The sequence below is a fragment of the Paenibacillus sp. 276b genome, from assembly GCF_900107875.1.
Taxonomy (GTDB): domain Bacteria; phylum Bacillota; class Bacilli; order Paenibacillales; family Paenibacillaceae; genus Paenibacillus; species Paenibacillus marchantiae.
Window position 1 is genome coordinate 1,920,282 of record NZ_FNRR01000001.1, and the last position, 22,139, is coordinate 1,942,420.

18 protein-coding genes are annotated in these 22,139 nt (G+C 43.1%); 5 read left to right on the forward strand and 13 right to left on the reverse strand.

What is annotated here, in order from left to right; all coding sequences use genetic code 11:
• Window positions 1-260: 260 nt before the first annotated feature.
• The 8 genes from BLV50_RS08075 to pdxS all read right to left on the reverse strand — a co-directional run bounded on the left by BLV50_RS08075 (window position 261) and on the right by pdxS (window position 8,098).
• The gene (locus tag BLV50_RS08075) at window positions 261-1,433 is read right to left on the reverse strand and encodes an MFS transporter (protein WP_090806897.1); all 1,173 of its coding nucleotides are present in this window, start codon (window positions 1,431-1,433) and stop codon (window positions 261-263) included.
• 93 nt (window positions 1,434-1,526) lie between these two features.
• Window positions 1,527-2,573 carry an Atu2307/SP_0267 family LLM class monooxygenase gene (locus BLV50_RS08080; protein ID WP_177031138.1) on the reverse strand — a complete coding sequence of 349 codons (1,047 nt, stop codon included), beginning with the start codon at window positions 2,571-2,573 and terminating at the stop codon, window positions 1,527-1,529.
• A gap of 62 nt (window positions 2,574-2,635) precedes the next feature.
• The gene (locus BLV50_RS08085) at window positions 2,636-2,917 is read right to left on the reverse strand and encodes an ArsR/SmtB family transcription factor (RefSeq protein ID WP_082935040.1); all 282 of its coding nucleotides are present in this window, start codon (window positions 2,915-2,917) and stop codon (window positions 2,636-2,638) included.
• A 668-nt stretch (window positions 2,918-3,585) separates the two neighbouring features.
• Window positions 3,586-4,890: an alpha/beta hydrolase family protein gene (locus BLV50_RS08090; RefSeq protein WP_064637452.1), complete on the reverse strand. Its 1,305-nt coding sequence runs from the start codon at window positions 4,888-4,890 to the stop codon at window positions 3,586-3,588.
• Between the two features lie 150 nt (window positions 4,891-5,040).
• On the reverse strand, window positions 5,041-5,469 hold the full coding sequence (locus BLV50_RS08095; protein ID WP_090806899.1) for a DUF3021 family protein: 429 nt from the start codon (window positions 5,467-5,469) through the stop codon (window positions 5,041-5,043).
• A gap of 12 nt (window positions 5,470-5,481) precedes the next feature.
• The gene (locus BLV50_RS08100) at window positions 5,482-5,928 is read right to left on the reverse strand and encodes a LytTR family DNA-binding domain-containing protein (RefSeq protein WP_197521386.1); all 447 of its coding nucleotides are present in this window, start codon (window positions 5,926-5,928) and stop codon (window positions 5,482-5,484) included.
• A gap of 374 nt (window positions 5,929-6,302) precedes the next feature.
• Window positions 6,303-6,860 carry a DEAD/DEAH box helicase family protein gene (locus BLV50_RS08105; RefSeq protein WP_064637449.1) on the reverse strand — a complete coding sequence of 186 codons (558 nt, stop codon included), beginning with the start codon at window positions 6,858-6,860 and terminating at the stop codon, window positions 6,303-6,305.
• A gap of 353 nt (window positions 6,861-7,213) precedes the next feature.
• On the reverse strand, window positions 7,214-8,098 hold the full coding sequence (gene pdxS, locus BLV50_RS08110) for a pyridoxal 5'-phosphate synthase lyase subunit PdxS (protein ID WP_211754044.1): 885 nt from the start codon (window positions 8,096-8,098) through the stop codon (window positions 7,214-7,216).
• 162 nt (window positions 8,099-8,260) lie between these two features.
• Between pdxS and BLV50_RS08115 the strand changes: the two genes are divergently transcribed.
• Window positions 8,261-9,721 (forward strand): MocR-like pyridoxine biosynthesis transcription factor PdxR, encoded by a 1,461-nt coding sequence (locus BLV50_RS08115; protein ID WP_256337893.1) that lies wholly within the window; start codon window positions 8,261-8,263, stop codon window positions 9,719-9,721.
• Window positions 9,722-9,888: 167 nt separating this feature from the next.
• Here the strand turns inward: BLV50_RS08115 and BLV50_RS08120 are convergent, their stop codons facing one another.
• The 3 genes from BLV50_RS08120 to BLV50_RS08130 all read right to left on the reverse strand — a co-directional run bounded on the left by BLV50_RS08120 (window position 9,889) and on the right by BLV50_RS08130 (window position 14,219).
• Window positions 9,889-11,157 carry a cytosine deaminase gene (locus BLV50_RS08120; RefSeq protein ID WP_079693812.1) on the reverse strand — a complete coding sequence of 423 codons (1,269 nt, stop codon included), beginning with the start codon at window positions 11,155-11,157 and terminating at the stop codon, window positions 9,889-9,891.
• On the reverse strand, window positions 11,126-12,406 hold the full coding sequence (gene codB, locus BLV50_RS08125; RefSeq protein WP_090806903.1) for a cytosine permease: 1,281 nt from the start codon (window positions 12,404-12,406) through the stop codon (window positions 11,126-11,128). The genes BLV50_RS08120 and codB overlap by 32 nt, the downstream gene beginning before the upstream one ends.
• Before the next feature lie 406 nt (window positions 12,407-12,812).
• Window positions 12,813-14,219 (reverse strand): family 4 glycosyl hydrolase, encoded by a 1,407-nt coding sequence (locus BLV50_RS08130; protein WP_090806905.1) that lies wholly within the window; start codon window positions 14,217-14,219, stop codon window positions 12,813-12,815.
• 198 nt (window positions 14,220-14,417) lie between these two features.
• On the opposite strand from BLV50_RS08130, the gene BLV50_RS08135 reads away from it, so the two are divergent.
• Window positions 14,418-15,248 (forward strand): AraC family transcriptional regulator, encoded by an 831-nt coding sequence (locus BLV50_RS08135; protein WP_177031164.1) that lies wholly within the window; start codon window positions 14,418-14,420, stop codon window positions 15,246-15,248.
• Window positions 15,249-15,348: 100 nt separating this feature from the next.
• Here the strand turns inward: BLV50_RS08135 and BLV50_RS08140 are convergent, their stop codons facing one another.
• Window positions 15,349-16,455, reverse strand: a complete 1,107-nt coding sequence (locus tag BLV50_RS08140; protein ID WP_256337894.1) for a phosphotransferase enzyme family protein — start codon at window positions 16,453-16,455, stop codon at window positions 15,349-15,351.
• Window positions 16,456-16,846: 391 nt separating this feature from the next.
• On the opposite strand from BLV50_RS08140, the gene BLV50_RS08145 reads away from it, so the two are divergent.
• The 3 genes from BLV50_RS08145 to BLV50_RS08155 are packed head-to-tail and all read left to right on the forward strand — an operon-like array spanning window position 16,847 to window position 20,279.
• Window positions 16,847-18,451 carry a type 2 periplasmic-binding domain-containing protein gene (locus BLV50_RS08145; protein ID WP_063562659.1) on the forward strand — a complete coding sequence of 535 codons (1,605 nt, stop codon included), beginning with the start codon at window positions 16,847-16,849 and terminating at the stop codon, window positions 18,449-18,451.
• Window positions 18,452-18,482: 31 nt separating this feature from the next.
• Window positions 18,483-19,373, forward strand: a complete 891-nt coding sequence (locus BLV50_RS08150; protein WP_063562660.1) for an ABC transporter permease — start codon at window positions 18,483-18,485, stop codon at window positions 19,371-19,373.
• 15 nt (window positions 19,374-19,388) lie between these two features.
• Window positions 19,389-20,279, forward strand: a complete 891-nt coding sequence (locus BLV50_RS08155; protein WP_063562661.1) for a carbohydrate ABC transporter permease — start codon at window positions 19,389-19,391, stop codon at window positions 20,277-20,279.
• Window positions 20,280-20,387: 108 nt separating this feature from the next.
• Here the strand turns inward: BLV50_RS08155 and BLV50_RS08160 are convergent, their stop codons facing one another.
• A complete protein-coding gene (locus tag BLV50_RS08160) occupies window positions 20,388-22,130 on the reverse strand; it encodes a cache domain-containing sensor histidine kinase (protein WP_072733175.1) in 1,743 nt (580 codons plus the stop codon).
• Between the last annotated feature and the right edge of the window lie 9 nt (window positions 22,131-22,139).

Genomic DNA, 22,139 nt, shown 5'->3' on the forward strand with positions numbered 1-22,139 from the left:
AGCTATATTTAAAGCTCCATTTCAGTCACGTTCATATTTATTTTCTTACGTTAACCTGCCCGTTAGCTGAACAAAAGCAGCCGATCACATTGATCAGCTGCTTTCTTGGTATTATTGAGCTATCGTTTCCCGTTAGTTGAATATTGAAGATGGCTGTCGATTTCAATAAAAAGTAGCATCTTGGCCCTAGCATAGATATACTCTAACTATGAAATTATCGCTTGGTTCAAATCGCCAGTACCTCAGACTTTTGGTTTAAATTATTCTTTAACCCTAATATCAGATTTTTTTCGCATAGATAAAGATAATACTGCTGGAATGACTCCAAGCGCAACACCGATGGCCCCAATAAAACCAACGGCTTGAAGCGATATGTTTTCCACTACCATACCCCCAATTACGGCACCAGCAGCCATCCCCAATTGTAAGATTGAAGTGTTCAAGCTCAAGACGATTCCCGAGGCTTTTGGTGCCATGGCAATCAAATATACCTGTTGGACAGGACCTGTTGACCAGGCAAAAAAGGACCACAACATAAGTAAAGGAAACACGAGGTACACGGAAGTATGGGCGAATCCTGTGATTAAAAGCAAGATTCCGGAATGGAAAAGCAAGCCGCCAATCATTGTACGAGGGATACCCCATTTGTCTGCACCATAGCCGCCAACTTGGGAACCAAGAAGACTGGCAATACCGAATGCAAAGAGCCCAACACTAATCATTCGGTCACTCATTCCAGTAATGTTCAGAAGGAATGGGGAGATATACGTGTAAACGATTGTATAACCCATTATCCAGAAAAATCCAATAGATAAGGCGATAGCGATTCGAGGCGTTTTAAGCAGGGATAGCTGTTCACGTAGGGGTACAGGAGTGTCTCCCTTAGACTTGGGAATTGTCAATAGAAGAACAAACATTGCGATTAAGCTGAGCACGCCGATCCCCGTGAAAATGAGCTTCCAATCATATGAACCAGCAATCACTCTTCCCAGTGGAACACCAAGAATAAGCGCAAGGTTAAAGCCTAAAAGAACTGTAGCAATTGCACTTCCTTGCTTGCCCTGTTGAGCGGTGTTGGCAGCTACGGTCAGGGCCACCACCATAAATACACCCGTGCCAACAGCCAGTATAATTCTAGCTCCTAGCAGCATAGAGAAGCCAGTTGTTAAAATCGTGACTAGATTTCCTATGAAAAATAGCGTCAAAGCAGCCAGCATGAGCTTTCTTCGATCCATTTTTGCAGTCATTGCGATCAAAATTGGAGTGCCTATTGCGTAAGCAAGTGAATAGACAGTGATGAGTTGACCAGCTGCTGCCAGTGTCACCCCGGTATCGGCTGCTACCCTATCCAATATACCTGAGATTACAAATTCAGATGTTCCTACCAAAAAACTGACCATGGCCAGAACATAAATTTTCCAAGAATCTCTCATGATAAAATCCCTCACATTCATTTCCTCAGTTTTAGAACTGTCGAACTAAAGTTTAATATTGAGCTGTACATTATTGGCTTACATACAGTCCTCTTATTTGCTTGCTAGCTCCTTATGAACAATGGGTGCAACTTTTGTCCCGAGAAACTCGATCGTCCGCAGCAATTCCAAATGAGATAGTGAACTGAAATCAACGTACATAAGGAAACGGGTCAAACTTAATTTCTTTTGTGCAAGCAGAATCTTCTCCGCCACATATTCTGGATCTCCAACATATAGAGCACCACGCAGGTTGCAAGCTTCTTTGAACGTGTCGCGAGTGTAAGGTGCCCACCCTCGTTCTCGTCCAATCTTATTCATCTGTTCAGCCATAACGGGAAAGTAATTTTTAGCGGCTATTTCAAACGACTCCGCAATAAAACCATGGGAATGGGATGCAATCTGTAACTTGCTGGGATCATGTCCAGCTTTCTTGGCAGCTGCCTTATATAGCTCCACCAATGGTGCAAAACGTTCTGGCATTCCACCGATAATCGAGAAGATAACAGGAAGTCCTAACTTACCAGCTCGAACCGCCGACTCAGGACTGCCGCCAGTGGCTATCCATACTGGCAATGGGTCCTGCTCAGCACGGGGATATACGCCCATATTATTTATAGCTGGACGATGTCCACCACTCCATTGCACCTTTTCATTAGCTCGTATTTTTAATAATAGTTCAAGTTTCTCTTCGTACAACTCTTCATAGTCGTTTAATTTATATCCAAATAGTGGAAACGATTCAACAAAAGAGCCACGTCCAGCCATGATCTCGGCTCGCCCTTTAGATAGAACGTCCAGTGTTGCGAAATCCTGATATACACGGACAGGATCATCCGAAGAGAGCACTGTTACAGCGCTAGATAGCCGAATCCGCTTAGTTGTAGATGCTGCAGTCGCAAGAATGACCGCCGGTGATGAGCTTGTATAGTCGATTCGATGATGTTCTCCAATAGCATATACATCGAGCCCAACCTGATCAGCCAATTGAATTTCCTCGATCGCTTGTCGTAGCCTCTCGGCCGGGGATACACCACCATGTTCTGGATTTGTATGGAGAAAGGTGGTGATTCCCAGTTCCATGATTGACTTTTCTTTCATTCTCATTCGCTCCTTTTTCAGTTCTTCACTTCTAGAAATGTCGAAATGATATTTAAAAAAATTTACGCCAGCAAATAAGGCGCAAATTTCTCTGCCACTTCCTGATTAACACTATAGTGGACAAATGATCCACTTTTAGATGAATTGATTAAGCCAGAGTCGGTTAATTGCTTCAGGTGGTGTGACAATGTTGAACCAGCAACGGTTTTTAGTCGTTCACCAATAGCTGTAAAACATTGATTACTCTCTTTGGCTAACATCACTGCGATTTTTAAACGTGTGGGTTCGCCTAAAGCTTTGTATACTTTGACCGCCTGAACCATTTCCAATTCGTTTTCAGCCACTGGAAAATAATCTCCTTTCTAAGCGTTATTCCACATTTCTATAAGTGTAGAAGTGATTATAGCACCCTATTGTTGAAATGTAAAGAGACTACATTATCGCTTAACCTGCCTGAAGAACAGATAGTGGGCCGTCGCCATGCTAACGCTCGTTAGCTTAACGAGAAGAAAGCTGACTTGATTATATGGCTGTATCTGTATCATAAGCGTACTAATGGGGATTCACGGCACTTCATGCTTACAATTTCGGCTTATGACAAACTTATGCTTACAATTACATTTAAAATATCACGAAAACACCAAAATTCTAAGCATTTTCTGACATACTTATGGATAAAATCTGATCCCTTTATGGGTTAAGTCTCATGTAGTACGACTTAACCCATAAGTTTGCCATTTGGTAAACTCATGCTTCCAATACGTGATGAGCACTTCAGTATGAACTTGGTATCTTCACAAACAAATGGATAACTCAACGAAAAATGAACAGTCTACAAACCTACAGACTTCTCATTGATTATTAAACTAACGTTACTCGTTAGTTTAATAATCTAGTATATAAAGATTACACTGCTTCCTATCGTTCCATCTTTGTCCTTCGCATAATTCATCTCGTGTTCACAATTGTTTTACTTGCCCACATTACTTAAATTCATTAACTCAACAGATACTTAATACGTCGCTTTTGGAGCAAACTGACCTTGATTCTTTAGCACAGAGTCAAAAAAACGAAGGATAAGTTCATTTTGAGTTTCAATCGCATAATACTTATCGATATCTGCTTTTCCACCTTGCAACAGGTCCGCCAATATAGGAGAGAATAAAGGTAGATCAGTCAAACTTAAATGTTTTGCGCCTTTAAAATGAACGGTGTATGCTCCTTTAAAATTTTCATTTGAAATTTTATTCGCGATATAAGAAGAGCTGCTGTCCAGCTGTACCCATACATCATCCGAATAAATGTTAAGAAGCGGAATTGTGTAAGCTTCGGATTTTACAGATAGTTCGTTCGCAGCTTCATCATACGAAAGTTCGCTAAAGAACGGAGCATCTATATTTACCACTGCGTCAATGTCATCGCGTTCTCTGCCCAGTGCTACGCTTGCCGCTCCACCCATAGAATGACCGAACACGCCTATTTTCTGTATATCGATTCTCTCATATACAGGATCTTTATTTTGCACTGCTTGTTCTAGAATAGTATCCATGACAAAATCCATATCATCAGTTCGCAATGTTATCCATTTTTGAGTAAGCTCAAAATACTCACCAAGCGAATAAAAACCTGCTTTATTTGCATTATTGACTTCTTGCATATACTCGGGGTTAACTGTCGCAATCTTTCTATCCTTGGAAATGGTATAAAAAGAATGATAAGGATGATCAATGGAAACGACGACATAACCGTGGCTCGCAAGTTCTGTAAAGGTAGAAGTGTTGCTTGCTTTAATACCGAATGCTCCATGGGAGAACACAAGCAAAGGATAGGTTCCGTCTGCCTTTTCAGGGTACCAAAATTCTACGTTAACAAACCGATTGTTTTCTCGATCCGTAAATTCTTCAATACGATTCATGTCCACATAGCTGTAAATGGCGGTGGCCACTGCATATGGACCTGTCACTTGCGGCAATTTATACTGTGGAAAAAGTAAAACCGGAACAAGAGTGACAACGATAGTCAGTGCTAGCAAAAGGAATTTTAAAATCGTAGAATAAACTTTGTAACCCGGAGTATGTGTTTGTTTGCGCAGGAGTGCAACCATTTCTTTGAAAGCTAATATAGAGAGCAAGCCTGCAAACAGCCCCCAAGTGTACTCCCATACGACGATTTTCCCTAAGATCAGCATTATGAATACTATAAATGTTGTGATTCTCATCCAACTCTTTATCTTGCTTTGGCTTTGCTTGGTTGCAATGGAATAAACGGCAATTGCAAGCTCAAAAACCAACATAACAATAAGTATTAAAATCTCCATAAGTCTTCTCTCCTCCTCCAACTTTTTATGAGTTCATCATAAGAAATGGTAGAGGATGTGTATACGCATAAACGATAAGCTGTAGCTGAGGGCCACTAAGTTGTAAAAAACAACGCAATGAAGTGTACTACTCTGCGTTCTGTATACCTTCTAATTCTCGTTTTTAAATGTTTTTAATCTTTCATTAATCATTTGAGCTTCCTTTTTGTCGCTCCTATAGGCCAGCAGGCGAACGATCGCATATACTACGGCAATTTGCAAAGCCAATAATAATATACCGGAAGTGGTGTATACGAGATTCAATATGACAGCGAGAGAAATTAAAACAGATTCCAGAAAGAGAAAATGAAAAACTACCCACAAGCGCATTTTATTCTCGCTAATCGAATGCGGCATATATAATATGCTTCCAGTTAAAGCACCCAGAAAAGAGAACGCCATAATTGTGAAAATCGTGTTTAACTCAAAATTAGAATCAGGAGTATAGATTTGCCGTAATATAGTGATGATTATCATGATGGAGGCGAATATAATTAAGAAATCTCTGATCATTTCTTTGATGAGGCCAAAATACTTCATGTAGGTCCCCCTTTATAATCCAAGCATGTGTTTAAGCATGGGCACATACTGCCGTGATATGACTACCTTTTCCCCGTTATCCAATAATGCCTGAAAACGGCCGCTAATCGACGGATGAATACTGGTAATCTTAGCTATATTTAGGACGGTGGATTTGGAGGCGCGAAAACAATGCTTCTCTCTGCATAGTTCCTCAAGTTCATAAAGCTTTTGTTTGACTTCATGAACGTTGTTCTTACCATACGCAAACACTCTGCCGTCAACAGCTTCAAAATAATAAATATCACTAAGTTTGATGCGGCTGATCTTATCCTCATGGTAACCAAGTATAATGAGCGTTTCGGTTTTTATTTTATTAACGAGCTCATATATTTCTTCGTCTACTTGGTGACACCTGATGCGGATCTCCTCTTCTTCTGTATGGTCTATAACTTCGATGAAAATTTCGATGAAAATCACCTCAAAAACTCTTAACGTTTATAACATGAATCATATATCCAAATAATCGGATAATCTTGATTTTCCACGCCATTCTAAATTAGAAGTAGGTCCTGGTGCTTGCGAACTTATCGGCGTCCAATAATGTCCCTATTACCTTAATTTTAAAGTGATCCCTCCAGAAACAAATTGACATAACCCTATTATAATTTTTCGTGTTCCATTGATTCCTCCTCTTCGTTCAGGTTAATTACCCTTCATCTTACTGGAATGTAATAGCATAATCTATTTTATGCTAACCTGCCCGTTAGCTGAACAAAAGCAGCCGATCACATTGATCAGCTGCTTTCTTGGTATTATTGAGCTATCGTTTCCCGTTAGTTTAACAAGAATCGTTATAAAACGAATCTATTTTTTATGATTTCAGCAACTTCACGAGCTTTGATTTTCGTATTGTTTATTCTCAAATAGTTTTCTTTTTTAATTTCTCCCTCTAATGAGTTCAATCGATGTTGCTCCATTGTCTGTTTTAGATCCTGTTCAGAGAATAGGATATCTCTCTTTGTCGGTTTATGTTCAAGTCTATGTGGAGTCTTGTTACGCTCTATTCTCTCCTCAAGATCGGCTTCAAGCTCAATAAAATAGACATCCGCATCTTGATCCTCAAATATTTTACAAATTTTGTCGACGTAATCCCAGTCGCTCTGCAAATCGAATCCCCATACATATGTGAATATCATTCCATACATATTACTGGCGGCGGTCGCTTCAAATATATCCTGACGAAATTTATCCGATAATCCCCACATTTCATTACTGAAGCCAAAATAAGGAGCCAGCAATTCTATCGTCATATGGTTGTGAAACAATTTTAAATCAGATATCATTTCCAGTTCATGCCCCACTGTCATTTTACCTACTGCCTGAGGACCAAATATCAAAACAAATTTCATAATATCATCACTTTTCGAATTAATTTTAATAATAGTACCACAATTGGTCAAGTTTTATTGCACTAAACTGCTCGTTAGTTTAATGAAAAAGACAGCCGATTACTTACCGGCTGTCTATATTTAATTATCATAAGTCGTCCTAATGGGGACTCACGGCAACTTTATGCTTACAATTTCGACTTATGGCAAACTTATGCTTCCAAATACATTTAAAATATCACGAAAACACCAAATTTTAAGTATTTTCTGACATACATATGGGTAAATATCTGATCCCTTTATAAGTTAAGTCTCAATATACAGCGCTGTTTAGAATCATAACAATATTTTAAAACTACTGTTCTATTTACGCCTTACCAACCGCGGTTGGACATGCGCTCTTCTGGAGCCAATTTAGAAATTTCAATGCCTTTCATAGGGGCACCCAGGTTTTTGGATACTTCAGCAATCAGTTTGTAATCCGTGTAATGTGTTGTAGCTTCAACGATTGCACGAGCGAATTTCTCAGGGTTATCTGATTTGAAGATACCTGATCCTACAAACACACCGTCTGCTCCCAGATGCATCATTAGTGCTGCGTCTGCCGGAGTGGCTACACCGCCTGCTGCAAAGTTAACGACTGGAAGTTTTCCATTTTCATGAACATCGCGCAGTAATTCATAAGCTACGCCCAGATTCTTGGCTTCAGCGTACAACTCATCCTTAGACATGTTTTTCACTTTGCGGATCTGGCTGTTAATCAGACGCATATGACGAACTGCCTCAACAATGTTGCCCGTTCCAGGCTCACCTTTTGTACGAATCATCGAAGCACCTTCGCCAATACGACGCAGAGCTTCTCCCAAATCTTTGGCTCCACATACAAAAGGTACAGTGAATTCATGTTTATCGATATGGAATACTTCGTCTGCAGGCGTAAGAACTTCACTTTCATCGAGATAGTCCACACCTAGGGATTCAAGTACTTTGGCTTCTATGTAATGACCAATACGAGCCTTGGCCATAACCGGAATAGACACAACCTTCATAACCTCTTCCACGATGGTTGGGTCTGCCATGCGAGCTACACCACCGGCTGCGCGAATATCGGAGGGTACCCGTTCAAGAGCCATAACAGCTGTTGCCCCTGCTGCTTCAGCAATTTTAGCTTGTTCTGCATTCATAACGTCCATGATGACGCCGCCCTTTTGCATCTCAGCCATTCCTCTTTTTACACGATCTGTACCTGTTTGCATGATTGTATTCCTCCTAATTAAATTTATTGTTTCACTTCAACCTATGATTTAGTATAGAATGAGAATGGACAACTAAAAAGATCCAATAATTTCGGTTTTTATTGTACCACTTCTAAATTAAACTCTGGAGGGCATATGCAATTTCATGTAGCTTACAGTTCATATTTGAACCGAAAATATACCAAGATGAAGGCTCTCTATCATGCGATTCGTGATGCTATTCATGAAGGTAATCTGGTGCATGGCGAGAAGTTACCATCTACGAGAGAGTTAGCTGCGACGTATCACATTTCCCGAGGCACAGTGAATCAAGTTTATGATACATTGACTGCTCAAGGTTACATTCATTCAGAGCATGGAAGAGGAACCTTTGTTGCTTATCAGTTGGATTTAAGCAATGATGCGTGCACCGTGAAAGCTTGCGCTCATCACTTATCAGCCTGGGGGAATCGTATTCAGCAGTTTGAACAGCACACAACTCAAAGGAATTCACAAACCAATGCACAAACAAGTAATTCCAGAATAGAAAGCGACGAAGTTATTGATTTTAGCAAATACCAGCCTGATTTCTCCAAATTCCCTTACGATGAATGGAACAATCGATTGTATGCTGAGATACGAAATCGAGAGCATCACATAGAAACAACCTCTGCTCTTGTTAGTTCAACAGGAGAGCCAAAATTGCGAGAAGCCATTGCTGCCTACCTTCGGCGGATGCGGGGGATTCAAGTCGATGCGGATCATATTGCAGTGACTGCAGGCTCTATGCAAGCTATAGCTCTACTCACTCAATTACTTGCAGATCCCGGAGATCATGTAGTGACGGAGAGTCCTTGTTATATCGGGATTTCTCAAGCCATTTTTGCTGCAGGTGCAACGTTGATTGAAGCCAATCTCGATGGTCAAGGCGTTGTTCCCCAAAACTGGGAAGCACGTATGTTGTTTGTCACGCCGTCCCGACAATTCCCTACTGGCGAAATGCTCAGCCTTGAACGCAGACAAACATTGCTGGACTGGGCACATCGTCATGATGCCATGATTGTCGAAGATGATTATGATAGTGAATTCCGATATCGCGGAATGCATGTTGAACCGCTGAAAACATTGGATAAAGCGGGGCGCGTAATCTACCTGGGTAGCTTCACGAAAACCTTGCCTTTGGAAGTACGGCTTGGTTATGTGGTTCTCCCCCCTACTTTGGCAGACACCTTTAGAAAAGCACAGGCATTATACGAGCCAAGACCCGTCAATCTGATCGAGCAGCGGGCATTAGCCGCATTTATGACAAGCGGCCAATATGAGCGCCATCTGCGTAGGATGAATCGTTTATACAGTCGCAAATTTCATCTGTTACTCAAACTTTTGAACCAGCAACTCTCTACATGGTTTGATTGGGTGGAAAATGAAGCAGGTCTGCACGTGTTTGGTTGGTGGCGAGGTGATGCGTCCACTTATGAAGTCTTTCGTTCGTCGGCTAGATCAGAAGGGGTTGTATACGCAGAAGTCAGCAGTTCAACGTCTGACGGTACGAAGTATGGTATCTATTTATCATTTGCACATTTGTCAGATGTTCAATTACAGGAAGGCGTATCCAAATTAAAAAATGCCGTCACAGCTCCATTGTGAGGTACTCTCTCTCGTCTCTATCTCGAATTTCAAAACGGAACAACAAAAATCCCCTCTTTTGTACAGGAAGATTCCACAATCATGGAATCTCTATGGACCTGTCCACCCTGAGGGGATTTATTGGCTAATGCGAGGGCTCTGGTTGAAGCATCGCATTTATCATTGGATTATTTATTGAACGTAACTTTCTCCGAACCACCTTCAAGAATGATTGACGTGTCTCTCGGTTTTGTTTCCGCGATTTTGCGGCCACTTCTATACGAGTACAGTACACCAGCCTGTTTGCGAACAGCCTCATATTCGTTCTCTGCTTCAAGAACGATGAAGTTGGCAGGTTTTCCTACTTCAATGCCGTATACATCCTCGATATGCAACGTTCTTGCGCTGTTTTTCGTAATGAGATCGACCGAATTTACGATTTGATCATAACCCAGCAACTGCGAAGCATGAATACCCATATGCAGTACTTGGAGCATGTTGCCCGTTCCTAGCGGATACCATGGATCGAAAATGTCATCATGACCGAAGCACACGTTAAGACCAGCTTCCTGCAGTTCTTTGACGCGAGTCAGACCTCTTCTTTTTGGATACGTGTCGAAGCGCCCTTGCAGGTGAATGTTGACCAACGGATTGGAGACGAAATTGAGGTCAGCCATCTTCAGCAATCTGAACAATTTGTACGTATATGCGTCATTATAAGACCCCATCGCCGTCGTGTGGCTTGCTGTTGTACGAGAGCCCAGTCCGCGTTCGTAGGCTTCCTTGGCAACGACTTCCACGAAGCGGGATTGCTCGTCATCGATCTCGTCGCAATGGATGTCGATCAAACGGTCGTATTTTTCAGCAAGGTCAAAAGCAACCTTCATCGAATCGACGCCGTATTCTCTCGTGAATTCGAAGTGCGGAATGCCGCCGACCACGTCAACGCCCATTTTCAGTGACTCTTCCAGCAGTTCTGCACCGTTTGGATAGGAATGAATACCTTCCTGTGGGAAAGCCACAAGCTGAATGTCGATGTATGGTGCCATCTCTTCTTTTACTTCAAGCATCGCTTTGACTGCAGTCAAGGTTGGGTCTGTAACGTCCACATGTGTCCGCACATGTTGGATTCCTTGCGCCATTTGCCATTTCAGTGCTGTTTTGGAGCGAGTTTTAACATCTTCATGTGTCAAGAATGCTTTACGTTCCGACCAACGCTGGATGCCTTCAAACAGCGTCCCACTCAAATTCCACTCCGGCTCGCCAGCCGTTAACGTTGTATCCAGATGGATGTGAGGCTCAATGAACGGTGGCAATACAAGTGAACCGTTGACGTCAAGTACTTCCTCATTTGCAGTGGCTTGTAGCTCCTGCGTAATTTGTTCGAACTTCCCGTCTTTTACAACGATATTCCATAGACCTTCTTTACCCCGCAATTTTGCGTTCTGTATAATCATTTATTTTCCCCTTTTCTTTAATGGATTCTTTGTTAGGAACGATCAGCATCAATACGATGTAGGCCACTGCCGTACCGATCAGTGCATTCAGTGGTGTTACTCCTGGAGCCAACTGAGCAAACGCAACGCCGATGGCCCAAGCCACCATTGCTACCCAGTTTACAGTTTTGAAACTCATCTCAGCAAACGGTTTATAGTTTCTGCGCTTCACGAAGAAGTAGTCTGCGATGATGATGGCCCCAATGGACGGTACTGCCGCGCCCAGCACATTCAGAAAGCTGACGAAATTGTTGTACATCCACATGGCAAATACTGTACCCACAATGCCGTTTACGATGACGAAGAACTTTTTCGAAATTTTAGTGATGTTGGCAAAACCCAATCCGGAGGCGTACAAGGCGTTATCGTTGGTTGTCCAGATATTGAGTCCAAGAACGATAATCGCAGGAATAAGCAATCCTTGCAGGAACATGACCTCCGAGATATCAGCCAGGTTATATGCCATTGCACCAACTGCCCCGAACAGGAACATAAGCGAGTTCCCAAGGAAGAAGGCAATAACCGTTGCGGTAACCGCCTGCTTGGACGTCCGGGAAAACCGAGCAAAATCGGGCGTCAACGTTCCGCCACTAATGAATGAACCGATACAAATGGTCAATGCTGCTGCCGCGGTGAGTGTCTCTGTCGGCGTGTAATCGAGCAATCCTTGCAGACCTCCCAGCGAGCCTGCACCTTCGAACATGGAGTAACCGCCGAGAATGGCAATTGCCGGTACCGCGATATAACCCAAGATGACGAGCGATTTCATACCGAAGATGGCTGATGCCGTCATAGCAAGACCAAACAGGATAATCAGCAAGTACACGTTCCAATCCATTGCTTTGGCAACCGGAATTGCGAACATGGCCACGCCTACCCCGAACCAGCCGACCTGTGTGAAGCCGAGCAGGAACGATGGCAGGTACGATCCTTTCGCACCGAATGCATATTTAGCAAGTAAATGTGTGGAAAGACCTGTCTTGGCAGCGATATGCGCCAGTGCTCCTGTATAGATACCGAGCACCAGATTGCCCGCCAGCACGATGCCAATGAATTCCATGAACGTCAAACTGACTCCAAGCGTACCCCCTGCCAACATACTCGCCGAGAAGAAGGTGAAACCCAACATTACGGATAACGTCTTCCAAAAATGATTTCTCTGCGTTTTTGGCACCTCTTGCCATGAAAACTCTTGATCTTGTTTGCTCATCAGAATACCTCCAGCTTAAAGTGTATCTGATACCAAAAAAAAGCAGAAAAAAGAGGCTACTCGTCAAGTTACACACTGACAAGTAGCCTCTTTTTACATCATAATCCGCGCGAAGACGCAGAGCATCCCTGAGGAGATATGCCCTGATTCACGCGTGATTATAAAATCCGCTGCCCTTGCCAGCCTCTCTGGACTGAATTAAAGGTACCAGTATTCAATTACATTTATTATTTTAGAAAACGCCGCAGATGTCAATGTCATTATTATCCAAAGGTTATAAATCCCTTCTACAGTAAGCTTTTTTATACTTCTTTATCTTTTAAATGAACTAGGATTTATTAATAAAATCAAAGACCACGTAGTTTCCTTCAGAAGGGTTAACGTGGTCTTTTATCATTATCTATACTTAGCTATACTGCAGTCTGTCCTTGTACCAGACGTCGGGAATCATATCACGTTCCAGTTCCAACAATTCATGAATGATCTTGTCCGCGTCACTGATGGAACTCACGAGTGGATCGGTGAGCATCGCCCTTCTCAGCTTCTCGTAGCTCTGCTCCAGAACAGCTTCGACCGTCAGCTCATGTGTATCCAGTACAAGTTCTTGCATTCCTCTTACTCCACGCGGCATCTCGCCTACATGAACTGGCTTCACTCCGTCCATTCCCACATCGCACAGCACTTCCAGGAACGAATCGGCATTCATATTGGTTACCGCGCCTTGATTAAGCGTATTGATGAAAAACTTCTTCCCCAAATTCCCTACCATGTTCTCAATGATATCAGTCGCATGGTCTGGCCCAAAGGTGCTCATGTAATCGGCAATCGGGATGTTCCCCGCAAGAAAGTCATCCACCTGACGCCACATTTCGTCGTGACGCTGATACCTGTCCTCTGTCTCCCAGATGGATAATGGCGGAATTGCATCTGTAGTCTTACCCAGACCTTGCCAATACCGAACGTATTCCTTCGTATGAGCCGTGCAAGTGGGGATGATTCCGAAAATATCATACAGTTCGTAGGTAATCGCATCGTTAAAAATAGCTTTTGCTCCGCGATCACCGCCGTTGTTCTCATCACCTGCCATTTTGCGCATGGCTTCCGCGATTAAGGGCATCACATTTTCCCCTTCGAATTCCGCTTTAAGCAGCCAAGTGAAATGATTGACGCCAGCGATGCGGAAATCGAATTTCTGATCAATCTCATTGGTGAACTCGTCTGTCTTTTCGATGATTCCAGCTCTTACAGCGTAATAGGCTTTCTTATGCGGCATATGATGACTATCGCACAGGGCAAACGATTTCAGCTTCGGCGCATAGCGATGTAATGCGATGCCATGAACGGTAGACGGATTAATATAATTAATTACCCAGGCATCAGGACATAGCTCTTCAATGTCTCTGGCGCATTCCATAATAACCGGAAGCTCTCTCATTGCCCTAAAGATTCCACCCGGGCCAATCGTATCGCCAGAACACATGCGAATGCCGTATTTTAGAGAGACTTGGCAGTCAATTCCCCGGTATTTGACTGATTGCTCTGCAAAGCTAAGCACAACGAAGTCCGCTCCCGGCAGCACTTGTCTTCGGTCTACCGAGCCCTCAATCTTTAAGGATACATTGTTTTCCCGGGCGACCCTCTCTGCAAGTGTTACCATTTTCGAGAGCCGCTCCTCGTCCGTATCCACTAAAGCCAAAGTTCCCTGGTTCAAGTATGGTGAGTGAACCATCTGCCAGATGGACTGACGACCGAAAAACAGGCTGCCCGCCCCAATAACAACTACCTTTGGATGCTGTGTGTTTGTACCATTCATTACGAACCCCTCCTCTTAACGATATAAGTTCATTATAGGCGAGTCATCTGAGATCGGAATGTGTGATAGTTTTCAAAACATGTCATATGGTACGATAGATAACAAGAGTTAAATCCTTTGCTACATTATTAAAAAATGAAGGATGTCATAAAGTGGAGGGGTGATGAGTTGGATCAGACGCATGCAGGGATAGTAAATATGAGTATAATGGACGAACTTTCGGAGTATATCACACTTCGCATGAGCTCTTATTTGGAACAAACTCACGACAGCAATTGGATGGAGCACAAGTCTCATTCCGATTATGATCTGTGGTTTATTACAGCAGGCTCCGTCCAGATTACTATTGATGGAATCGCGCATACAGCGGACCAGGGTGACGTGGTGTTTTTTTATCCGGATATGCCCTATCTTGCTTCCGCGACCGGAGAACTGTGCCGATTCATATACATGCACTTTGATTTCAGCATTGCCGAGCAAAAGCGAATTCTAGGCGAGTTTCAACTGCCGGGCATCGTACCTGGCAACCTTGTTCGGGAGGAATCAACACTGTTCACCTCGTCCTATCGAAGGTTCAAGCAGGACAGTGGGGCTTCCGGAAGTCCACTTTATTTGAAGGCTTCTCTGCTTCTCGTCATTGCAAAAATTTTGGAGCTTCACGGGCAAGGTCTGTATTACGGTGAATTTCTAAAAGACCAAAAACCGAGGAAAACGGAAGGAAGTCTGGAGGTTCTGCAGAACGTATTTCCATACGTGGATGCGAATCTGCACCGTGTCATCCGAGTTAACGAACTTGCAGCCATCGCCGGTGTCTCTGAGAAATATTTCATTTCTTTGTTCAAGAAAATTCTGGGCATTACACCAGGACAGTACATCAATCAAATCAAGATGAACCGGGCACGGGACTATCTGTATGAGAAAAAATATACGGTCCAGCAAATTGCCGGATTTCTGGGCTATCCCGATCCCTTCACCTTTTCCAAAGCATTTAAAAAATTTTACAACGTGCCTCCTTCCAAATTTGAATAGAGTGTCGTAGCTATACAAAGAGGCAACCGGTCTATGCCGGCTGCCTCTTCGTTTAGTCACTGGTTATTCATGCTTCAGGTGTATGTCACTTCAGCGGTCCTCATAACGTAAAGGGTGCTTCACTCGAATACATGTCATGGAAAAATCCCCTGTACGGTATATCCTCTTCCAGACATTTAATGAGATACAACACTTCTTCGTTATCCTCCGGTTCTTCGCCCGTATGCTGCATTTCCTCCAATTGACCTAGGATATTCTCCAAAAGGGTAACTTGAATAAATAAAGGCAGCTTCTCCAACATCGAATCTTCGATCTTGGTTTCGGAAGTATAACCAGCGAGGGCGGTTTCAAAATAATCATGCATGAACGCTTTGCGTTTACCAGCGTCAGGTTCGAATTGTATCCAGCCCACACCGTGTGTCCATAGATCTGCTAGATCATACATATACCAACCGAAGCATGAATTATCGAAATCATACACCGTGATCTGACCCGTATTAAAATCGATCGAGTAATTCCCATCGTTATAATCGAAATGGATCATTCCGAATGTTTCCTGGTTTGTATCCAAACCTTTTAAAGTATTCAGCAGCTCGACCATCTTCTCCTTAAGCAGCGAGAATGATTCAGGTATCAAGTTGTTGATATATTCACCTTTGTAATTATCAAAAAAATGATGCCGGCGATGGACGGGTACATAGCTTTTGGATAGCTGATGCATTTTGCCCAGAACTTTACCGCTATTATAATAGTATTCGGTAAGTGGAACACCTTCTCGGTACTGATAATTATTTTCTACCAGCAACTTTCCCTTGGCCTTGTTAAACAGGCTGACAAAAAACGTATGATGATCATAAGTGATCTCTTCTAACAGACTGCCCTTCTTGGAACTCACTACATTCGAAACGCTGGCTCCATGATCAAACAGATACTGGACATATTCCAGCTCGGCAATGTAATCTTCCCGCTTTCTGTCAGGCAAAAAAGACACTCGGAGAATTAGCGATTCATCCCCCTCTTGCTCACAGGTGTAAACGACATTCCGCCCACCCTCATGAGGTGGAATAAGCTGAATGTTATAACCCTCCAGATGAAACAGCTCGGATACCAATGCCAGTACATGCGTATTGCTGATGTTAACAGCTTCGTTAAAGTTAATAATAATCTCCTCCAGTAAACATTGTCGGGACGATCTCCCGCACTGCAATGTCCACAAAAGGAATTCCCATGCCGCAAATATCCTTCTGTGAACCTAAAGCACAATCACCTTGTTAGTCATTGAAATTCGCTCCTTTTTGTTCAGATGTATATATCTTAACCTAAAATTCCAGATTCTTCTATTGTTTTTGTTAATACTGCCGCCACGTAATAATATCGAATCAAAATATCTGGGTCGTTGTCATTGGGCCATGAGTAAAAAAAGATTTGGTGAAAAGTAAAAAAAGTGCACAACCCACTTTTGTCATTTCTCCGCTTTAACCCAAAAGTAAAAAAACATGTGGATTCTCGTCAATAACCTTTATATCCCGTTCTCCCTTTCTCGTTTAGACTATTTTCAAGAAAACGTATTCAAATATGACGCTTAAGGGGGAAAGGAAATGAACAAGAAAACCAAAACTTTGATGTTGTCTTTATGCCTGTCGACCTTATTGGTCGCCGCCTGTACAAATGGAAGCAGCACCGAGAAAAGTACATCCAATACCGATTCGGATGCCAACGAGGGCGGAATAACAACCATCCACACCGTAACGTCAGAATATACTTCTGCCAAATATCCAAAGGGAGATGATATCACAAACAATGTGTGGATTAAGCGATACAAAGAGCAGTTTAATATCGATGTCAAAACAGACTGGGTCAGCGATGAGTATGATACCAAATTGAATTTGGCTATAGCATCGAATGATCTCCCCGACGTGTTTAGGGTTAATCCATCACAATTAAGGCAGCTAGTCGAAGCAGATATGGTAATGGACCTTACCGATGTCTTTGAACAACACGCTTCAGAACGTCTCAAAGGCTATATGGAAACGGATGCGGATAGCTATGAGTCTGGTAAAAAGGACGGCAAACTGTACGGGATACCGCAGATGCACTGGGGATTAATTGAACAACCCGATTTCATCTGGATTCGGAACGATTGGAAAGAAGAACTGGGTCTCCAAGATCCGAAATCGGTGGAAGACATCAAGAACATTGCACTGAAATTTATGGAAAAGCACGGCGGATATGGCATAGCAGTAGATCAATCACTCGATTACCTCAACCTGCTCGCCATTGCATGGAATGCGCATCCAGATATGTGGATGGAGGATAACAGTGGGAAATTAGTGTATGGCTCAGTCCAGCCTGAGATGAAGAATGCACTGGCTGAGTGGTCGGAATGGTACAAGCAAGGTATCATTGATCCGGAATTTGCAATCAAAGACTTTAATGCGATGAACGCGGATATCGTAGCCGGCAAAGTGGGCGTACAGCCTTATTACCAGTGGTGGGGTTATAATCCTGGCGTTGATACAGTAGCCAATCTGGGTAAAGACGCGATCTTTTATCCGTATATCATCCCTACCATTGATGGTAAGGAAGCGAAACAATCCATCTTCTTCGCCAACAACAATTATATTGTCATGAAAAAGGGATTTAAGAGCCCTCAAGAAGTGATTAAGATTTTGAATGACTATGCTTATATCGTTGATGAAGGCAATGGTAAGGAATCCAAAGAAACACTATCCGCTTTGCTCGACAATGATATTGCCCATGTGGTCGGGGCGTTCCGTGTACTTAATCCGAATTCAGATTACGAGCAGTTCGAGGCTGTATCAGCAGCCCTTCAATCCGAGGATACCAGTGGGCTCACAACTTCGGGAATGTGGCAGAAATATAACAACAGCGTTGAGTTTATGAAGAATGCAACACCGGGAGCAGTTGGTGATTATCTGCAACAGGGTGCTCCAAAGAATGCGTATGGTCTGGCTAAGAAAGTACTCGATAGCGAGAACTACACAAAGACGGCGCTATGGGGTGTTTCACCGGAGGTGCTATCAAGTTACGGTACAACGCTGGATGATATTCTGACAGAAGGCTTCACCAAGATCATCATGGGTAGTGAACGTATCGATTATTTCGATGTTGTCGTCCAGAATTGGCGAGCGGCCGGAGGCGATGAAGCAACCCAGGCAGTTAATGATGCCTACGGAAAATAATAATGCGGTTGCCAAGAACGGAGGAATATGAATGCTGAGAAAATGGAAGCAGCAGAGTCCCTACCATCTCATGTTGATCCCAAGCCTAGTCTTGGTCTTCATCTTTAGCTACATCCCTTTTTATGGGCTTATTATTGCATTTCAAAAATACAATCCGGGTCTCGGCTTTAACTCTCCATGGGTTGGATGGGACAATTTTTCCCATGTATTTAGTCAGCCAAACTTCGTAAGAACCATCTGGAATACACTGTATATGTCCGTCTTTAAGATTATCGGGGGCATTATCGTGCCTGTTATTTTCGCATTACTGCTTAACGAAGTGCTGAACAGTGGTGTTAAACGTACATTTCAAACCCTGGTTTATATTCCGAACTTTCTGTCTTGGGTCATTATGGCTGGCATCATGCTGGATATACTTAGCTCCGATGGCATCATCAACACATTTCTAGGCGTATTCGGGATTGCACCTATCTCTTTTCTGGGCACACCGTCCATATTCCCATGGACGATGATCGTGAGTGATATCTGGAAAGGCTTCGGATTCGGCACGGTTGTATATCTAGCAGCCCTGACCAGTATTGACCCTGGTCTATATGAGGCTGCGGTAATTGATGGAGCCAAACGATGGAAGCAGACCATCTACATCACTTTGCCCCTCCTCATGCCAACGATTGTCTTAATGACTGTGTTGTCACTTGGTAACGTCCTCAATGCCGGATTCGATCAAATCTATAACCTGTATTCCCCTGTCGTGTATCAGACGGGAGATATTATTGATACCTATGTATACCGTCTGGGAATTCAGCAGGCACAGTATTCGATTGGTACGGCTGTCGGATTATTTAAATCCATCATTTCCAGTGTTCTCGTTGCCGTATCGTATTTCCTGGCTTACAGGGTAGCCGGCTATCGTATCTTCTAAGGAGGAACGTTCATTATGATCTATGATAAAAGTATGAGCAGGCGTTTGTTCCATATCCTAAACTACATGATATTGCTTCTAATCTCCCTACTCTGCATTCTCCCATTTATCAACCTGTTGGCTGTATCATTCAGTAGCAGTTCCGCTGTATCCGCGGGCAGTGTTACGTTCTGGCCAGTTGAATTCACAACTAAGGCTTATGAATTTGCATTATCTGGAGGGTCATTTTTCTCCTCTCTCTGGGTGGCGATCCAACGAACCGTTCTCGGTACGTTTGTAAATCTGGTTCTGATCGTGCTCACCGCCTATCCACTATCCAAATCCAAACAAAAATTGATGGGCCGTAATATCTATATGGGATTTTTCATTGTGACCATGTTATTTAGCGGAGGATTAATTCCTACCTATCTGGTGGTCGTCAAAATGGGCTTGATTGATTCGATTTGGTCTCTGATCCTGCCCGGAGCTCTGCCCGTATTTAGTATGATTATTCTTATGAATTTCATTAGAGGTTTGCCGGAGGAGATAGAAGAATCAGCGATCATCGACGGTGCAGGGCCTGTGCAGGTATTGCTTCGTATTCTACTGCCGCTCCTCAAGCCCGCTCTCGCTACGGTCGGTTTGTTCAGTATCGTCGGCCATTGGAATTCATGGTTCGATGGCATTATCTATATGAACAATCCAGCCAATTATCCATTACAAAGCTACCTACAGACCCTGCTGCAGAGCTTTGAGCAAATCATGCTGAAATCCGGCTCCGATTACACTCAACTGTTATCGATGATGAACGCCAGAACTGGACGCGCTGCTCAAATGTTCTTGGGTGCCATTCCGATTTTGCTCGTTTATCCGTTCTTGCAGAAATACTTTACCAAGGGTTTGGTACTCGGTAGTGTCAAAGGATAACCAAAAGAGCTTGCAGTTAATCCTGCAAGCTCTTTGCGTGTGTTTAACCTACGAAATATACTTGGAATCGTTCTAACATTGTAAACGTTTGCATGATAATTTCTATGACTACAGTGTTTCTTTGATGGCAGGTAGCAGAATGGTAAAAGTCGTACCTTCTCCAATCTGACTAGCCACCTGTATTCCATAAGGCTTGCCAAAATGAAGTTGAATACGCCGCTGCACATTATGCAGGCCGATGCCTGTTCCTTTGTCTGCTTCGAGCTTATCTTCCATAAAGTTCTGGATCGTATGTTGATCCATACCAATGCCATTATCGCAGACTTCAATCACAATATCTCTGCCCCGTGATTGAATCCGAATGGTAATGACTCCGTCTTCTTCAAGTTCGGCCAGACCGTGAAAGATTGCATTCTCCACAATGGGCTGCAGAATCATTTTGGGCATACGATAATCGAGCAGTCTATCCTCAATCTCATATTTCATTTGAATACAGTCGTAGTACCTGACATTCTGGATCGTCACGTAATTCGCTATATTATCTATTTCTTCACGAATCGTTACGAGGGTTCCATCGGATCTAGTTGCATAACGAAGCATCGAGATTAATGCATCGGTCATTTCCACGATTTTGTCAGCCTGCTGCATGGAGGCGATCCATTTCACTGAACCCAGAGTATTATACAGAAAATGAGGCTTGATCTGGTCGTGAAGCGCACGCATCTCGGCCTTTGCCTTCTCTATTTCTTCCTGTTGCATCCGCTCAACCATACGCTTCAATTCATGTGACATCTTGTTAAATCGAACTGATAAGTGCCCAATCTCATCGCGAGAACGAATATGTTCAACTTGTTCAAACTGCCCCTTCTCGACCAACGAGATATTGCGCAGCAGCTTCTTGATGGGGGTGGTGATGACATGAGATAGAAAAATCGAAATAATGGCAGCAAAAAGAACCAGGACAATGGACAGTGTAACCAGATTATGCCCTAATATTTTGCCGTCGGCAGTCAGCTCATCCAAAGGCATGTATAAGTAAGTAGTCCATTTCTGCTGACTAAGTGGACTGGTCACCACAACATTTAATGATTCGGGAGGACGAACGTTGTCCCGGAACAATGTACCGATTAAGCGGTCATCTACGTTATATACAATTTTGTCATTCTCATCGACAATCATGAACCTGGAACGTAGCCCTTCCTGCAAGTTACGATTAACGATTTCGATGAACTTTATATCAATGCTGACGACAATCACGCCAAGCAGTTCCCCGCTAGCCACATCATGAATTTTACGAGCGTGTGACACTGCCAGAATTTTATTCTCCAATTGCTCATCGATTCGGGTTGTCAACGTGATGGTTCGATCATTATCATGCATGAACTTTTTAAACCACAATTCGTTCGCCACTTTGAAGTCCGGGTCAATAGGCTGGTTAGGACTGACGAAGAGATCTTGTCCCCCGTTCAAATTATAGAGGTAGATGGAAAATACGCGATCCTTCATCATGATATAATTCATCAAAATATTGTATGCGGCAATCTCATTTTGTTCATCACCCTCTCGCAGGAAATCCTGGATCGGAAAGCTTCCTTCATGGGTTGCGGATAAATTATCGCTAAGTCCATTACTGGCAAGCAGTGTGATCTTCTCAATCTCCTTTAGGAACTCGTCAATGCGAATATTCGTCTGCTTGGCCAGATCGTTGAGCAGATTTGTATAATTCTGTGCCAGTAATCGCTCAGAAGAGTAATACGAACTAATCGTCATCACAAGTACTGGAAGAATGATGACAGTTATACATATCACCATGATTTTGTACTTGATTGGTAAGAGCCGGGCATGCTTCATATGCTGCAC

Coding starts and splice junctions, on each gene's coding strand:
- BLV50_RS08090 (WP_064637452.1), bottom strand. CDS start 4,890: ATGGAGATTTTAATACTTATTGTTATGTTGGTTTTTGAGCTTGCAATT.
- BLV50_RS08135 (WP_177031164.1), top strand. CDS start 14,418: ATGAGTATAATGGACGAACTTTCGGAGTATATCACACTTCGCATGAGC.
- BLV50_RS08095 (WP_090806899.1), bottom strand. CDS start 5,469: ATGAAGTATTTTGGCCTCATCAAAGAAATGATCAGAGATTTCTTAATT.
- BLV50_RS08130 (WP_090806905.1), bottom strand. CDS start 14,219: ATGAATGGTACAAACACACAGCATCCAAAGGTAGTTGTTATTGGGGCG.
- BLV50_RS08150 (WP_063562660.1), top strand. CDS start 18,483: ATGCTGAGAAAATGGAAGCAGCAGAGTCCCTACCATCTCATGTTGATC.
- codB (WP_090806903.1), bottom strand. CDS start 12,406: ATGAGCAAACAAGATCAAGAGTTTTCATGGCAAGAGGTGCCAAAAACG.
- BLV50_RS08160 (WP_072733175.1), bottom strand. CDS start 22,130: ATGAAGCATGCCCGGCTCTTACCAATCAAGTACAAAATCATGGTGATA.
- BLV50_RS08080 (WP_177031138.1), bottom strand. CDS start 2,573: ATGAAAGAAAAGTCAATCATGGAACTGGGAATCACCACCTTTCTCCAT.
- BLV50_RS08155 (WP_063562661.1), top strand. CDS start 19,389: ATGATCTATGATAAAAGTATGAGCAGGCGTTTGTTCCATATCCTAAAC.
- BLV50_RS08105 (WP_064637449.1), bottom strand. CDS start 6,860: ATGAAATTTGTTTTGATATTTGGTCCTCAGGCAGTAGGTAAAATGACA.
- BLV50_RS08075 (WP_090806897.1), bottom strand. CDS start 1,433: ATGAGAGATTCTTGGAAAATTTATGTTCTGGCCATGGTCAGTTTTTTG.
- BLV50_RS08120 (WP_079693812.1), bottom strand. CDS start 11,157: ATGATTATACAGAACGCAAAATTGCGGGGTAAAGAAGGTCTATGGAAT.
- BLV50_RS08145 (WP_063562659.1), top strand. CDS start 16,847: ATGAACAAGAAAACCAAAACTTTGATGTTGTCTTTATGCCTGTCGACC.